The following is a 14484-nucleotide window of genomic DNA, read 5'->3' on the forward strand; positions in this document are numbered from 1 at the left end:
AGAAAAGAGCCGGTCCCGAAGGACCGGCTCTTCAACCCGGCCCGATTTGGGTGGGGAGGGGACGTGGCCAGGTCGAGTTCGAAGCGTTGGCGGTCGGGCTGCCTCCGGGGCGCTTAGTCGCTGATGCTCGCCACGGTGCTGACGCGCTCGTCGCTGATGGCGGCCCACCGGGCCGGGTTGGTCGACGATTGGCGTTTGACGAAGCGATAGGGGGCCGAATACCAGGGAAGGACCGCTTCCATCTGGTTGTCGAGGATGATGTCGCCCTGATCGGTCCGCACGGTCAGCACCGCATGTCCCGAATTGTTGGTGTCCTTGACCACGGTGATCAGAAGGGCGCTTTCCGGCCAGCCCCGGGCCTTCAGAACCCGTTGCTTTTCAAGCACGTATTCTTCGCAGTCGCCGGCGCCCCTGTCCGGGTAGGTCCAGTATTCCTCGACGCCGAACAGCTCGATGTCGGTGACCGGACGAACCCGCTTGTTGACCTCGGCATTGACCGCCAGCAGTTCGTTCCAGCGCGAGCGGTCGAGCTTGACGACGACGGGCTTGTTCGTGCCGCCGCGACAGGCGCTCGGGTTTTCCGAACAGAACCCGGTGTGCCCGACCGGAGCGCGGGCGCCGCCGGAAATGGTCATGAAACGGCCGGTGCTCTGCTCCGCGAGGGCGGTTCCGGCGGCCATGAGTGTCATGGCGGCAAAAGCAAAAGTCAGTGCGAATTTCGAGTTTCTCATGTTGAAGCCCTCCCCAAGGCTGGCTTCACTATGACTTTCCCGATTTTATCCTGATCTAAGTGGCGTCATCGCATTTAGTTCAAAGTACGCGATAAGTAGATATAAGTTTTATTCAAATTGAATTCTGATTTGAATAAAATTTGATTCAATTTCTTCCGAGAGTGAGAAATCGCGCCGCCGGGCGGCTCACAGGTTTGCCGCGGGCTTTAAAAGCTATTGTGAATCAAGAGATTGTCGGACCTTCGGCAAGGGGCGGGCGCCACCGCGATGGCATCCGTTGTCGCGGCAGGGGACAGCCGCGCGTCGGCAGTCTCCCGGCGGTCAGGCGCGTGCGCGCTCTGTCTTGTGGAGCTGGAATGCTGTGCAAATTTTCGAAAAATTGTTCCTGGCGCCGGACAATATCCGGGCGGGCGGTGTCAATTCGGCGTCAAGGCAGCGCATTTGGCGCATCGCGGCCGCAGGTGAGGTGACCGGGGATAAGCGCCGGCGAGAAACGCCTTGGCGGGATTCAGGAGATGTGCTGCTCCAAGAGGTCCCGGTTCTGGATATGGGCGAATTCCACGGCGATGCCATCCTCGAAATGGCGCACGACCCGGGCCCGCATCTTGCCGAGCTGGATCGACATGCCGATCTCCGGTTTGACCTCGACCTTGAGGGACGCGCCGGACAAGGAAACGTCGACAATGCGGCAGCGGTAGCTGCGGCCATCGGCCAGGACGATCTGGGTGACCGGGTTCTTCGGGGTAAAACGCTCGTGCCGGCGATCTTCCTCGAGATTGAGGCTGTCGCGGTTGGCCAGCCAGGTCAGCACATTGGCGAGCTTGTCGCGCTTGCGCAGCGGTGCGTTGATGCGCATGGCGAAGCCGCCCTCGATCTCGCGCACCACCTCACCCTCGATCCGGCCGATATGGTCGAGATAGGCAACCACCCGTTCGCCGATCTTTGCCTGAACCGGGGCGATGAGGACTGCGCCGCCGGGTGACATGTTGATGACCTGACAGGGATACTCCCGCCGGTCCTCCAGCATGAAACGGCCGAGAACATTGACAGCAACGCGGCTGTGGCGGCGCCGATCGAACCGCTTGGCGGGCGTCTCTTTGTCAGGTTGTCTTGCTATGGCGTATGCCATCCATGGTCAGCCTTGTTCCCGGTGCCAACGGCAGGATGCACCGCGCGGACACTGCGAGATCAAAAATACGCCGGGAGGGTTAACAGAGGGTAATGCCCGCCCGTGCGCAAGGCATGCCATACCACCTCTTCAGGAAGGGGCGGCGGGCGCTCGGCCCGCCGATTGTCCCCGTCAGGCAGGGGCTACTGCTTGCCGCCGTCGATCACGGTCAGATGCTGGACCTGCCGGGCGCCGAACGTCGGCAGCATGGCGCTTGCCGCTTCGGCGGCCGTGACGGCCGGCACGATCCCGGACCGGGGCAAGCGCGACTGCGGCGCCGCCGTGCTGAGGAAGGCCGGTCGCTCGTCCGGCCACAGCAGGCGAACGCTCTTGATGGTCTGGGACAGGATCGGATGCATCCCGGCCCAATAAGGCTGTTCCAAAGCGACACAGGAGCCGAGCACCCGGCTGCATCCCTCGCCCGGAATGTGCAGCGGCAACAGCAGCATTTCCATGTCGACCGACTGACGCCGTTCGGTGTAGCCGGTCAGGCCGATGACCGCGGCGGCCGCATCCTCGCTGGTCGCGGCCAGCAGGGTGCTGAGCGCCTCATGGTCCTCCTCGGACCACCCCCGCAGAATATTGCGGTTTTTCAGTTCGCGGCAGTGCAGAGCGCACAGCCGGGTGCCGGCAAGGCGGAAGCGATAGGTGTCCTGCCCCAGCACCTCCAGAATGAAGGTATCGCCGAGAATGTTGCGGATCCGACCCGGCTCGATCTCACTGCGGTCGGGAGCGGGGCGGGCACCGCGCAAACCGTCCCAATATTCATAGAGCCGTTGCGTCACTGGATGTTTCATCGTCCCTGTCCCCCGGAAGTTTCGGTCTGTTGCGCCCCGGCTGTCCCGCAACGGGACAAAATAAGGGACGAAAGAAGGTCTCCGGCTCTACGAAGCAGGGGGCGTGCCAGCCCGGGTGAGGGCGCGTTTAACTCTCTGTTAGGGTTAACAAAGGGTGAAGAGGTCCCCGTGGAAGGGGCCTGGCTGGTCCTGGGGTTGGGTCGGGGCGCTTACCTCCTTGAAGAGCGCTGCAGAAGCGGGGGAGCCCGAGCCGCTTGCCGGGCACCCGCGGCGAGGAGGCGGTCGCCAGGGCAGCGGGCGAGGGGCTCTGGCTTGATCACCCCCGCGGAGTTGCGTAAGGGAGACTGTCCTCAGCTTTCAGGCAGGCCCATGACCGATCCCGTTTCCGCCGATCCGCAACCGCCCGCACCGGCTGGCCCCGACGTGCCGGAGCCGGTGTTCAATCTTCCCGGCGTGGTGACGGCGCTGGCCGTCTTGCTGATCGCGATCCATGCCATTGATGGCTGGTTGCCGGTCGATCTGTCGCGGGAGGTGCTGCTCACCTTCGCCTTCCTGCCGATCCGCTACGACCCGACGCTGATGGGCGGGATGACGCTGCCCGGCGGCGCGGCGGGCGATGTGTGGACCTTCCTGACCTATGCCTTCCTGCATGGAAGCTGGTCGCATGTGTTCGTCAACGTGCTCTGGATGACCGTCTTCGGCAGCGCGGTGGCGCGCCGGTTCGGGCCCTCGCGGTTTCTCTTGTTGTCGGCGGTCTGCGCCATTGCCGGTGCGCTGGTGCATCTTCTGGCGCATTTCGGCGAGGCGGTGCCGATGATTGGCGCCTCGGCGGCGATCTCCGGCCAGATGGCGGCGGCGACACGGTTCGTTTTCCAGATGGGCGGGCCGCTCGGGGCGATACGGCGCACGGATGCGCTCGCCTACCGGGTGCCCGCGACCGGGCTTGTCGCCTCGCTCGCCAATCCCAGCGTGATTGCCTTTCTGGGGGTGTGGTTCGCCATCAACCTGTTGTTCGGCCTATGGTCGGTCCCGCTCGCCGGTGAGGGCGGCAGCGTTGCCTGGGAAGCGCATATCGGCGGCTTTCTTGCCGGTTTCCTGCTGTTTCGGCTGTTTGATCCGGTGCGCGCCGGTCGCGGGTGAGCGACGCCCGCATTTGCGGTCCCGCGCCAGCCACATCCGCGCTGCGGTCTTTGCGCATTGCGAACGCACGCAGATTTGTCATGATGGGGCATTGAAGCCCTGTTCGTGTGCGGGTGTTCGCGGCGACGGGGGGGAGCAGGCGAGGAGGCGCGTATGACGGTCGCATCGATACTGAACGAGAAGGGGCGTGAGGTCACCACCGAGCAGCCGGCGACACCCCTGCGGGAGATCTGTGCCATTCTTTGCGCGCGGCGGATCGGTGCCATCGTGATCACCGGCGACAAGGATGCGATCGTTGGCATCATCTCGGAGCGGGATGTGGTCCGGGCGGTCTCGCAGGATGGGGTCGAGGCGCTCGACAAGCCGGTGTCGGCCTATATGACGAAGAACGTGGAGACCTGTGACGGGCAGGAGACGGTCAATTCGGTGATGGCGCGGATGACCGGCGGGCGGTTCCGTCACGTGCCGGTGGTGCAGGACGGCAAGCTCGCGGGCCTGGTGTCGATCGGCGATGTGGTCAAGCACCGGATCGCGCAGATCGAGCGCGAGGCGGAGGAGATGCGCAATTACATCGCCATGACCTGATCGGGCCATGACCTGACCGGGCGTTGCGCGGGCCGGGGCAATTCCGGCCGGCGCGCGTCCACAATCGGCTGGAACCGAAATGTCGTGGCTCCCCGGTCCCGGATCTTCGCTTTGCCGCGTCCGGGAAGACGCGGAGTGTGAGGCGATGTCAGGAGCAAAACAGCCCTTGCCCCGCGCCTCAGCGTCATCCCGGCCCCCGAGCCGGGATCGGAGAGCCGAGGGGAAATCGTTTTAGTGGATTGACGCCGAGCAGCCGTGCGCGCCCGATCTCGATCAGCCGGCGCCGTAGACGGTTGCCGGATCGTAGACCCGCTCCGCGCCGGTCGATTCGAGCGCGGGTTCGCCGTCCGGCCCCTGCACCACCTTGCGATAGAAGCAGGAGCGATAGCCCACGTGGCAGGTGGCGCCATTGCCGGCGACCCGCACCTTCATGACCAGCGCGTCCTGATCGCAGTCGGTGAGGAGTTCGACCACCGACTGGACCTGCCCGGAGGTGCCGCCCTTTTTCCAGTATTCCTGGCGCGAGCGGCTCCAGTACCAGGCCTCGCCGGTGTCGATGGTCCGGCGCAGTGCTTCGGCGTTCATGTAGCCGACCATCAGCACGGTGCCGTCATCCGCATCGGTGACGACGCAGCCGATCAGCCCATCGGCGTCGAACTTGGGTTGGAAGGCCGTGCCCAGTTCGATTTCGGTCTTGCTGGTACGCGGTGCAAAGTGCGTGTGTTCGGTCATGGATCCGGCGTTTGTTGTTTGGGTCAGCTCAGCCGCGCCGGGGATCCCGAACCAGGCTCATGAAACGCACCTGTTCGTTCGGGTCGTCCTGGAAGACGCCGGTGAAGCGGGTGGTGATGGTGGAGACGCCGCGCTTCTGCACGCCGCGCATGGTCATGCACTGATGCTCGGCTTCCAGCATCACGGCGATGCCGCGGGGCGCAAGGTGGGTGTCCAGCGCGCCGACGATCTGCGCGGTCAGGTTCTCCTGCGTTTGCAAGCGCTTGGCAAAGATATCGACCACCCGGGCGATCTTCGACAAGCCGACCACGCCCTCGGACGGGTAATAGGCCACATGGGCCTCGCCAACGAAGGGAAGCATGTGGTGTTCGCAATGGGAGAAGAACGGAATGCCGCGCACCAGGACGATGTCGTCATAGCCGCCGACTTCCTCGAAAGTGCGTTTCAGGTGTTCGGCCGGATCCTGCGTGTAGCCGGAGAAGACCTCTTCCTGCGCCTTGACCACCCGCTTGGGCGTGTCGAGCAGCCCTTCACGGGTGGGAGATTCGCCAATCCAGGCCAGAAGCGTGCGCACGGCGGCTTCGGCCTCTTCGCGGGACGGGCGCGCGGGCGTGGTTGCCTTAGGCTCGCCTTTTTGCGCGAGTGGCTTCAAGATGGCATCCATTGCGGGCTCTCCCGTTGTAACTTTCTGTGGCATTCTTTACGCCATCCCCGCCATTTCGGACCATTTGTATCGTGCCTGACGCGCGACCTGGCGCGAAGGCCGAGTGACATGCCAGTCTGGCTGAATTGCGGCGCCGTATCCCTTATCCCCACGTCACCCGGACGGCAAGTTGAGGGCAGACCGTTTCATTCCCGCATGTCTCCCTATATAAGGAAGTGATGAGGGCTGTGAAGCCGGTTATCGGAATTCACGCGTTCTCGAAGAGGCGCATATGCTTGATGACATCTACAATTCCCGGATTCTCGAGTTGGCCGGCAACATCTCCCGCCTTGGCCGATTGGACGATCCCGATGCCACCGCCAAGGCCCATTCCAAGCTGTGCGGCTCGACGGTAGTGGTCGATCTGAAGATACAAGATAAAGTTGTGACCGATTTTGCGCACGAGGTCAAAGCCTGTGCGCTTGGTCAGGCGGCTTCGGCGATCATGGCCAAGCATGTGGTCGGTGCCACGGTGGGCGAATTGCGGGCTCTGCGCGACACCATGCGGGCCATGCTGAAGGAGGGCGGGCCGCCGCCGGAGGGACGGTTCGCCGAATGCGCCTGTCTCCAGCCGGTGCGCGATTACAAGGCCCGGCACGCGTCCACCCTGCTGACCTTCGAGGCGGTGGTCGATGCCATCGACCAGATCGAGGCGAAGCGGACGGCCGCTGCCTGACGGGAGCGCCCCGAAAAGACCGTCTCAGTTGACCGTATGAGCCTCCGGTGCGCCGGGTTCCGCTCCGGTAGAAAGTCTCGCCATGTGCCCGCCGCAACAATCGCGAAACCCCGGCCGCCCAGGCCCGGTGGCACTGATCGCCCTCGGGTTGATCCGTCTTTATCAGCTCACCTTCTCCATGTTCCTGGGCCGGACCTGCCGCTACGCGCCGACCTGTTCGGAATACACCGCCGATGCGATCCGCCGGTTCGGGCTGTGGCGCGGCGGATGGGTCGGCCTTGCCCGGGTGCAACGCTGCCGTCCGGGGGGCGGCAGCGGCTACGATCCGGCGCCGGACAGCCTGCCGAAACAGGCACGCTGGTATGCGCCCTGGCGCTACGGGCAATGGAAAAGCGATCATATCGACCCGAAGACACGGCTGGACTGAGCCGCTCCGACCGCCTCTCCGCCTGGGGGATCGGCGGTCGGGCCGCCAGTCATGCAAAAACGTCTTCCGTCATGCCAAGACAGGGTGGGACAAGGCCGCGTCGGGCGGATATGGGACATTTTGAATGCGCGCGCGAATGCCAGGATTGCGGCGGCGGCGTGCAAGGCGTGAGACAACCCGGGACACGCGGATTTCGCTCGCCGGGCATCTGATTTCAACCGTATTGTCTGATTGTCGATGGACGCGATCCCGCATGTGGCGCGCGAGGGCGCGCCATGGGATCGGCCTTGCCGCAACGAGGTGCCGGAATTGGTCACCCATACTCAGCCGTGCGACACCCTGCGCCCGGCACGGCCCGAGGATCTGGCCGCGCTGGTGGCGCTCGAGCAGGCCTGCTTCTCCGGCGACCGGATTTCCCGGCGCAGCTTCCGGCGCTTTCTCGACAGCCCGGGCGCGGTGCTGATTGTTGCCGAGGCGGCGGGCGGTCTGCGCGGCTATGCGCTGCTGCTGTTTCGCGCCGGCACCGCGCTTGCCCGGCTGTACTCGCTGGCCGTGGATCCGCAGGCGCGCGGCGCGGGGCTGGCGGCGCGGCTGCTGGCGGCGGCCGAACGCGAAGCCTTCGAGCGCGACCGGATCGTGCTGCGGCTGGAGCTGCGCGAGGACAACGAGGCGGCGCGCCGGCTCTATCTCGGTGCGGGCTACCGGCCGCTGGGGCGGGTGCCGGAGTACTATGAGGATGGCACTGCGGCGCTGCGCATGGAAAAGCGCCTGCATGGCGAGGGCCTGCCCGCTTCGCGGGTGCCCTACTATCCGCAGACGACGGACTTCTCCTGCGGGCCGGCCTGCCTCTTGATGACGCTCGCTCATTTCGACAAGCACCTTGTCGCCGACGAGGCGCTGGAGCTGAGGCTCTGGCGCGAGACGACGATGATCTATCTGGCCGCCGGCCATGGCGGATGCGGGCCCTTTGGCCTTGGCGTCGCCGGCGCGAAGCGCGGGCTCGGCGTGGAGGTGCGGCTGTCGCCGCCGGGGCCGCTGTTCATCTCCTCCGTGCGTGATCCGGCCAAGCGGCGGGTGATGGAGATCGTCCAGGAGGACTACCGCCGCGAGGCGGCGGAGTTGGGTGTTGTCAGCAGCAACGATCCCTTGCCCGCCCGCGGACTGGCCGAGGAGATCGCCGGCGGGGCGCTGGCGATCGTGCTGATTTCCGAATCGCGGATGATGGGCCGCAAGGGGCCGCACTGGGTGCTGGTGCACAATCAGGACGATCGGCATCTGTTCATCCACGACCCCTGGCTTGGCTATGGCGGCATGGAAACACCGGCGGACGCGGCCAATCTGCCGATCCCCGACCGGGAATTCGAGCGTATGGCGCGCTGGGGCCGGATGGCCGTGCGCGCGCAAGTGATTTTCAGAAAGGCATAACCGTCATGGCAACCTGGGTCGTGCTCGTCGACAATCCGAAGGATGTTTCCAACGCCGACACGCCGCACAAGGTGATGAGCGTGCGCGACTACCTCATGCGGCCGAAACTGTTCGCCGGCACCAGCCCGAACATCATCAACCTGTCGCGCTCCTACGTCTATCAGGGCGCGGGCTATTATGCCTCGCTGCTGGCCGAGGCGCGCCAGCACCGGGTGCTGCCCAATGTGGAGACGGTGCTGGAGCTGTCGCGCAAGGGGCTCTACCGCCACGCCCTGCCGGAACTGGAGGATCGGCTCAACCGCTGCCTGGAAAAGGCGGACGGGGAGGAGGCGGACGGCGAGCGCATTCTGGTGTGCCTCGGGCGCACCGGCACGGCGGCGCTGGAGCCGTTCGCGCGGCTTCTGTTCGACTGGTACCGGGCGCCGATCCTGGAGGTGAGCGTGGCGCCGGGCGCCTGGCGGTCGATCCGCCGTATCCGCATGATGCCGGTGTCGGAGCTGTCGCCGGAGGCGCGGGCCTTCATGATGGAGAGCCTGGAGCGCTACACCCACCGGGCCTGGCGTGCGCCGAAACAGCGGGTGGCGATGAAGCACGCGCTCGCGGTCCTGTCCAATCCGAAGGAGGAACTGCCGCCGTCGAGCCAGGCTTCGCTGCGCCACATGGCGAAGGTCGCGGCGCGGCAGGGCGTCGAGATCGTGCCGATCGGCAAGGGTGATCTCGACCGGCTGGCGCAATATGACGCGCTGTTCATCCGCGAGACCACCAACATCGACAACCACACCTATCGCTTTGCCCGCCGCGCGGTGCAGGAGGGCATGCCGGTGATCGACGATCCGGTGTCGATGATCCGCTGCACCAACAAGGTCTATCTGTCGGAACTCCTGGAGGCCAACGGAGTGGCGGGGCCGCGCACGGCGATCCTGTCGAGCCTGCGCGAGGCGGCGGACCTGGAGGCACGGCTCGGCTCGCCGGTGGTCTTGAAGATCCCGGATGGTTCGTTCAGCCGGGGCGTCTTCCGGGTCGAGGGCGCGGCGGCGATCGCCGACAAGGTGAAGACCCTTCTGGAAGACAGCGACATCATCCTGGCGCAGGAATACTGCCCGACCGAGTTCGATTGGCGGGTCGGGGTGCTGGGCGGCGAGCCGCTGTTCGCCGTGCAGTATCTGATGGCGAAGAAGCACTGGCAGATCGTCAAGCATCAGGATGGCAAGCCGGCGCAGGAGGGGAGCTTCCGCACCGTGTCGCTGGCCGAGGCGCCGCCGGCGGTGGTCGACATGGCGGTGCGCGCCGCCCGGCTGATCGGCGATGGCCTTTACGGGGTGGACCTCAAGGTGTTCGGCGACCGGGTGGTGGTGATCGAGGTGAACGACAACCCCAATCTCGACCACGGGGTCGAGGATGCGGGCGAAAAGGACGCGGTCTGGGAACGGCTGATCCGGTGGTTCGTGCAGAAGATCGAGGCGCGGTAGGGGGCTTCCCGCCCGGCGGGGGGCTCAGGGGAAGCGCATACCGATGGCGACGATCTCCTCGATGTCCACATTCAGCGCATAGGCGACCTGGGGCTGGCCGTCCTTTTTGGGAAAGCGGTAGGCGGTCCTTGCCGGGTTGGCGGGTTTCTGGCCGCTGTTGCGGAAGTCCTGATAGTGGCGGAGCAGATCGGATGGGCCGAAACCATTGCTGTTGGGGTAGTTGTATTCGGCGGTAAACTCGATTCTGGCGCCGCCTTTGAGGATGATCTCCCAGGCCCGCGGGCCGTTTCTCGTGCTGTCTGTCTGATCCATGGCGCGCTCCTGCAAGCTGTCTGCGGAGGATGCCATCTGCAATCCTGAGGGGCAACGCCCGGCGTGGCCGGTGCCGGTGCTTGCCCCTGGCGCGCAAATCCCCTACATGAGGGCCTTCCCTCGACAGCATTGCTTACCTGCCTCGTTTGCAGGAGTGAGCCGGAGACAGACATGATTCATCTCACCTTCCCCGACAATTCCGTGCGCGATTTCGCCGCTGGCACCACCGGCGCGGAGATCGCCGCCGGCATTTCCAAGTCGCTGGCCAAGAAGGCGGTCGCCATCGCCCTCGACGGCGCGCTCGCCGATCTGTCGGAGCCGATCACCGGGGATGCCCGGCTGGAGATCGTCACCCGCGACGACCCGCGTGCCCTGGAGCTGATCCGTCATGACGCGGCCCATGTGATGGCCGAAGCGGTGCAGGAGCTGTGGCCGGGCACCCAGGTCACCATCGGCCCGGTGATCGAGAACGGCTTCTATTACGACTTCAAGCGCGACGAGCCCTTCACCCCCGAGGACCTGCCGGTCATCGAGAAGAAGATGCGCGAGATCATCCAGCGCGGCGACGCCTTCACCAAGGAGGTCTGGTCGCGCGAGGAGACCAAGAGGTTCTTCCTGGAGCGCGGCGAGACCTACAAGGTGGAGCTGGTCGATGCGATTCCCGCCGGCGAGGATGTGAAGATCTACCGCCAGGGCGACTGGCTCGACCTGTGCCGTGGTCCGCATATGGCGACCACCCGGCAGATCGGCGACAGCTTCAAGCTGATGAAGGTGGCCGGCGCCTATTGGCGCGGCGACAGCAACAACGAGATGCTGACCCGCATTTACGGCACCGCCTGGGCCAATGACACGGAGCTGAAGGCTTACCTCCACATGCTGGAGGAGGCGGAAAAGCGCGACCACCGTCGTCTTGGCCGGGAAATGGACCTGTTCCACTTCCAGGAAGAGGGGCCGGGCGTCGTGTTCTGGCACGCCAAGGGCTGGAGCCTGTTCCAGAGCCTCGTGTCCTACATGCGCCGCCGGCTGGCGGAGGATTACGACGAGGTCAACGCACCGCAGATCCTCGACAGCTCCCTGTGGGAGACCTCCGGCCACTGGGGCTGGTACAAGGAGAACATGTTCTCCGTGCAGTGCGCCGACACGGAAGCGGAAGATACCCGCCTGTTCGCCCTGAAGCCGATGAACTGCCCCGGTCACGTGCAGATCTTCAAGCATGGGCTGAAGAGCTACCGCGACCTGCCGCTGCGCATGGCCGAGTTCGGCGCGGTGCACCGCTACGAGCCCTCCGGCGCCATGCACGGGCTGATGCGGGTGCGCGGCTTCACCCAGGACGATGCGCATATCTTCTGCACCGAAGAGCAGATGGCGGAGGAATGCCTGAAGATCAACGACCTGATCCTGTCGGTCTACGAGGACTTCGGCTTCCATGAGATTGTCGTCAAGCTGTCCACCCGGCCGGAGAAGCGGGTCGGTTCGGACGAGCTTTGGGATCACGCCGAAAGCGTGATGGAAAAGGTGTTGCAGCAGATCGCCGACCAGTCGGGCGGGCGGATCAAGACCGACATCCTGCCGGGCGAGGGCGCCTTCTACGGGCCGAAGTTCGAATATACCCTGCGCGATGCCATCGGCCGTGAATGGCAGTGCGGCACCACCCAGGTGGACTTCAACCTGCCGGAGCGCTTCGGTGCCTTCTACGTGGACAAGGACGGCGAGAAGAAGACCCCGGTGATGATCCACCGGGCGATCTGCGGCTCGATGGAACGGTTCCTCGGCATCCTGATCGAGAACTTCGCCGGACACTTCCCGCTGTGGCTGGCGCCGCAGCAGGTGATCGTCACCACCATCACTTCCGATGCGGACGAGTATGCCCGCGAGGTGCTGGCGGAGATGAAGGCGGCGGGCCTGCGCGCCGACATCGACCTGCGCAACGAGAAGATCAACTACAAGGTCCGCGAGCATTCGCTGGCCAAGGTGCCGGTGATCGTCGTCTGCGGCAAGCGCGAGGCGGAAGAGCGCACGGTCAACATCCGCCGTCTGGGCTCCAAGCACCAGACGCCGATGGGCTTGGCTGAGGCGGTGTCCTCGCTGGCCGAGGAAGCGGTTGCGCCGGACCTGCGGCCCGCCGCCGAGTGATCGGCCTCTGACGAAAAACAGACCTGAAACCCGGCCGGCGCGAGGACATGCCTTCGCGCCGGCCGTTTTGTGTCCGCCGCGCACCTCCGGGGGTGCCTGTCGTCGTCCTGTCATAAGGGCGGGGGCAGGGTGCGGCCCGGTAAACTGATGACACGAAAACGGAAACAGCGGTGCAGGACACGGAACTCAGCTATGCCAACGCGGATCATCCGCCGGTCAAACGCTGGCTGATCTCGGCGATCGAACGGCTGTCTGGCCGGGAGCTTCTGCTCGGCTACTATCGATCCTGGCGCGATGCGCTCATTGCCGGCTCCTCCAGCATGTGGGGTGACCTTCTGGCGCTGGTCGGCATCGCCGTGGTGGTGGAAGAGGGGGCCTGGCCGCCCGCGGATCTGCCCGAGGGCCCGCTGGTGATGATCGCCAACCACCCTTATGGGCTCGGCGACGGGCTGGCGATCCTGTCTCTGGCCGAGCAGCTGGGCCGCCCCTTTCGCATCCTCATCAACAATGAGCTGATGAAGGCGCCGGAAATCCGCCCCTTTGCGCTGCCCATCGATTTTGAGGAAAACGCGGCGGCGCTGCGCACCAACATGGCGACACGGCGCGAGGCGCTGCGTCTGATCGGCGAAGGGGTGACGATCATCGTCTTTCCCGGCGGCGGGGTCGCGACCGCGTCGCGTCCGTTCGGTCCGGCGCGGGAACTGCCGTGGAAGACCTTTACTGCGAAGATGGTCCGCGCATCGCGGGCGACCGTGTTGCCGCTCTACTTCGAAGGGCAGAACTCAGCGCTGTTCCATTTGGTCTCGCGCCTGTCGCTGACCTTGCGTTTGTCGATGTATGTACATGAGTTCCGGCGCATCATCGGCTCAGAACTGAGGGTGCGGATTGGCGCGCCGATCCTTTACGCAGAGCTGGCCGCGCTGCCGGACCAGCAGGCGGTGATCGAGCATCTGTATCGGCGGGTGATGACGCTGGCGCCGGCGTGCGGGCGCAGGGTCAGTTGCTGAGCGGGTCGCGGGCGAGCACCTCGACCTCGCCATGGCGACCCGTCTCCACATTGAACTCGCGGGAATAGATTGCCGCGTTGTTGCGCGCGAACACCTGGTATTCGCCATTGGCCAGCACGAAGGAAGGGAAGGCGCCGTTGCCTTCCGCGACCACGTCGCCGCCAGGGGTGAGAATCGACCATGCGGTGTTGGCGATGGCCTCACCGCCGGGCTGGTTGACCAGCTTCAGGGTCACCCGCGCGGCGTTGTGGTAGACGGTCGCCTCGGTCAGCTTGCCCGGCTCGACATGAATGTCGGCGCGAACCGTTGCGTTGACCGAGCCATAGCGGCTGACCACATGGTAGGTGTCCGCGTTCAACCGGACGATGGCGCCTGGAGCGATGTTCCGGGCGACGATCCGGCGCTCGCCCCGGCTGTCGAATTCCCGCTCATAGATATCGAACACCACCTTGCCGGTCTTGATCGGTTGATGACCGGCGAATTCCGCATCCAGCTTCATGCCGCCGGCATTGAGCAGGACGGTCTGGCTGGTGGGCTGCCCGCCGACGCTGATGCGGGTGGTCCTGCCGGCAAAGCCATAGGCGGTGTGCACAAGGTAGTTGCCGGGGGCAAGACGGAAATCGGCGTCGCCGCCCTTGGCGGTTGCCACCAGTTCCAGCTTGCCCTTGTCGCCGGGGCGGTCGGAGTAGACGCGCCAGGCCACGCCATCGGTCAGGGCCGGACCACCCTCGCTCAGCCGGGCCACAAGATAAACCGGCAGGTCCTGCTGCGGGCCGGGCATGCCGGTCTCCGGCAGGGAGGAGGGGGCATAGGGAACCGCCGCGATGCCGCCGTCCGGGGCCAACCCTTCAAGGAGCGGATCGAGCGGCGGAGCGGCCGGCTCGTCGGCCAGAAGGTCGCTGGCGGCGCCGTCGCTGCCGATCAGCGGGCCAAGCGGATCCTCCGTCGCAGGGGCGGCGGAGGGGAGGTCGGGCTTGGCCGGGGGAACGACTGACACCTGCGAGAACGCGGCCGGGCCGTGCAGAACAAGGCCAAGGCAACCTGCTGCCATCAGGAGCATTCCGCGCATCAAAAACTCTCCGCCATGGGTGTGCCGGTTCGCGACATCCGAACCATCCCCCTGCAAAGACCAAAACTGGGGCGATTTCAAGTCTCCTTGCTGTCAGCGGTCGCAAGGTG

General features: G+C 65.3%; 15 protein-coding genes. 8 read left to right on the forward strand and 7 right to left on the reverse strand.

From position 1 onward, the window contains the following. Nucleotides 1-113: 113 nt before the first annotated feature. The 3 genes from LC062_RS17020 to LC062_RS17030 form a co-directional block, all read right to left on the reverse strand. The gene (locus LC062_RS17020; protein WP_224912227.1) at nucleotides 114-731 is read right to left on the reverse strand and encodes a transglutaminase-like cysteine peptidase; all 618 of its coding nucleotides are present in this window, start codon (nucleotides 729-731) and stop codon (nucleotides 114-116) included. 508 nt (nucleotides 732-1239) lie between these two features. Beyond that, complete coding sequence (locus tag LC062_RS17025; protein WP_224912228.1) at nucleotides 1240-1860, reverse strand: PilZ domain-containing protein; 621 nt, start codon at nucleotides 1858-1860, stop codon at nucleotides 1240-1242. A 182-nt stretch (nucleotides 1861-2042) separates the two neighbouring features. After that, the gene (locus LC062_RS17030) at nucleotides 2043-2696 is read right to left on the reverse strand and encodes a PAS domain-containing protein (protein ID WP_224912229.1); all 654 of its coding nucleotides are present in this window, start codon (nucleotides 2694-2696) and stop codon (nucleotides 2043-2045) included. Between the two features lie 369 nt (nucleotides 2697-3065). Here LC062_RS17030 and LC062_RS17035 point away from each other — a divergent pair, with 369 nt between their 5' ends. After that, nucleotides 3066-3836, forward strand: a complete 771-nt coding sequence (locus tag LC062_RS17035) for a rhomboid family intramembrane serine protease (RefSeq protein ID WP_224912230.1) — start codon at nucleotides 3066-3068, stop codon at nucleotides 3834-3836. 153 nt (nucleotides 3837-3989) lie between these two features. Next, on the forward strand, nucleotides 3990-4421 hold the full coding sequence (locus LC062_RS17040) for a CBS domain-containing protein (protein WP_224912231.1): 432 nt from the start codon (nucleotides 3990-3992) through the stop codon (nucleotides 4419-4421). 273 nt (nucleotides 4422-4694) lie between these two features. Here the strand turns inward: LC062_RS17040 and hisI are convergent, their stop codons facing one another. Both hisI and folE read right to left on the reverse strand, forming a co-directional pair. Further along, a complete protein-coding gene (gene hisI / locus LC062_RS17045; protein WP_224912232.1) occupies nucleotides 4695-5153 on the reverse strand; it encodes a phosphoribosyl-AMP cyclohydrolase in 459 nt (152 codons plus the stop codon). 28 nt (nucleotides 5154-5181) lie between these two features. Beyond that, nucleotides 5182-5817: a GTP cyclohydrolase I FolE gene (gene folE / locus LC062_RS17050; RefSeq protein WP_224912233.1), complete on the reverse strand. Its 636-nt coding sequence runs from the start codon at nucleotides 5815-5817 to the stop codon at nucleotides 5182-5184. 271 nt (nucleotides 5818-6088) lie between these two features. On the opposite strand from folE, the gene LC062_RS17055 reads away from it, so the two are divergent. The 4 genes from LC062_RS17055 to LC062_RS17070 all read left to right on the forward strand — a co-directional run bounded on the left by LC062_RS17055 (nucleotide 6089) and on the right by LC062_RS17070 (nucleotide 9853). After that, nucleotides 6089-6532, forward strand: coding sequence for an iron-sulfur cluster assembly scaffold protein (locus tag LC062_RS17055; RefSeq protein WP_224912234.1), 444 nt, complete (start codon nucleotides 6089-6091; stop codon nucleotides 6530-6532). 127 nt (nucleotides 6533-6659) lie between these two features. After that, the gene (gene yidD, locus LC062_RS17060) at nucleotides 6660-6959 is read left to right on the forward strand and encodes a membrane protein insertion efficiency factor YidD (protein WP_318246112.1); all 300 of its coding nucleotides are present in this window, start codon (nucleotides 6660-6662) and stop codon (nucleotides 6957-6959) included. Nucleotides 6960-7196: 237 nt separating this feature from the next. Beyond that, nucleotides 7197-8384, forward strand: coding sequence for a peptidase C39 family protein (locus LC062_RS17065; protein WP_224912236.1), 1188 nt, complete (start codon nucleotides 7197-7199; stop codon nucleotides 8382-8384). Nucleotides 8385-8389: 5 nt separating this feature from the next. Beyond that, nucleotides 8390-9853, forward strand: coding sequence for a RimK family protein (locus LC062_RS17070; protein ID WP_224912237.1), 1464 nt, complete (start codon nucleotides 8390-8392; stop codon nucleotides 9851-9853). Between the two features lie 24 nt (nucleotides 9854-9877). On the opposite strand, the gene LC062_RS17075 is transcribed toward LC062_RS17070, so the two are convergent. Beyond that, nucleotides 9878-10165, reverse strand: coding sequence for a hypothetical protein (locus LC062_RS17075; protein WP_224912238.1), 288 nt, complete (start codon nucleotides 10163-10165; stop codon nucleotides 9878-9880). A 171-nt stretch (nucleotides 10166-10336) separates the two neighbouring features. On the opposite strand from LC062_RS17075, the gene thrS reads away from it, so the two are divergent. Then, complete coding sequence (thrS, locus tag LC062_RS17080) at nucleotides 10337-12298, forward strand: threonine--tRNA ligase (RefSeq protein ID WP_224912239.1); 1962 nt, start codon at nucleotides 10337-10339, stop codon at nucleotides 12296-12298. A gap of 170 nt (nucleotides 12299-12468) precedes the next feature. After that, nucleotides 12469-13305, forward strand: a complete 837-nt coding sequence (locus LC062_RS17085) for a lysophospholipid acyltransferase family protein (protein WP_224912240.1) — start codon at nucleotides 12469-12471, stop codon at nucleotides 13303-13305. Here LC062_RS17085 and LC062_RS17090 read toward each other — a convergent pair. After that, on the reverse strand, nucleotides 13295-14374 hold the full coding sequence (locus LC062_RS17090; RefSeq protein ID WP_224912241.1) for a hypothetical protein: 1080 nt from the start codon (nucleotides 14372-14374) through the stop codon (nucleotides 13295-13297). The genes LC062_RS17085 and LC062_RS17090 overlap by 11 nt on opposite strands. Nucleotides 14375-14484 lie beyond the last annotated feature (110 nt).

The sequence above is a fragment of the Stappia indica genome (genome assembly GCF_020177335.1).
Taxonomy (GTDB): Bacteria; Pseudomonadota; Alphaproteobacteria; order Rhizobiales; family Stappiaceae; genus Stappia; species Stappia indica_B.

Bases quoted from the DNA above. Each gene is read 5' to 3' on its own strand.
- LC062_RS17040 (WP_224912231.1), top strand. From the start codon at position 3,990: ATGACGGTCGCATCGATACTGAACGAGAAGGGGCGTGAGGTCACCACC.
- LC062_RS17025 (WP_224912228.1), bottom strand. From the start codon at position 1,860: ATGGCATACGCCATAGCAAGACAACCTGACAAAGAGACGCCCGCCAAG.
- folE (WP_224912233.1), bottom strand. From the start codon at position 5,817: ATGGATGCCATCTTGAAGCCACTCGCGCAAAAAGGCGAGCCTAAGGCA.
- LC062_RS17090 (WP_224912241.1), bottom strand. From the start codon at position 14,374: ATGCGCGGAATGCTCCTGATGGCAGCAGGTTGCCTTGGCCTTGTTCTG.
- LC062_RS17020 (WP_224912227.1), bottom strand. From the start codon at position 731: ATGAGAAACTCGAAATTCGCACTGACTTTTGCTTTTGCCGCCATGACA.
- LC062_RS17065 (WP_224912236.1), top strand. From the start codon at position 7,197: ATGGACGCGATCCCGCATGTGGCGCGCGAGGGCGCGCCATGGGATCGG.
- LC062_RS17055 (WP_224912234.1), top strand. From the start codon at position 6,089: ATGCTTGATGACATCTACAATTCCCGGATTCTCGAGTTGGCCGGCAAC.
- LC062_RS17035 (WP_224912230.1), top strand. From the start codon at position 3,066: ATGACCGATCCCGTTTCCGCCGATCCGCAACCGCCCGCACCGGCTGGC.
- LC062_RS17075 (WP_224912238.1), bottom strand. From the start codon at position 10,165: ATGGATCAGACAGACAGCACGAGAAACGGCCCGCGGGCCTGGGAGATC.
- thrS (WP_224912239.1), top strand. From the start codon at position 10,337: ATGATTCATCTCACCTTCCCCGACAATTCCGTGCGCGATTTCGCCGCT.
- LC062_RS17070 (WP_224912237.1), top strand. From the start codon at position 8,390: ATGGCAACCTGGGTCGTGCTCGTCGACAATCCGAAGGATGTTTCCAAC.
- hisI (WP_224912232.1), bottom strand. From the start codon at position 5,153: ATGACCGAACACACGCACTTTGCACCGCGTACCAGCAAGACCGAAATC.
- LC062_RS17030 (WP_224912229.1), bottom strand. From the start codon at position 2,696: ATGAAACATCCAGTGACGCAACGGCTCTATGAATATTGGGACGGTTTG.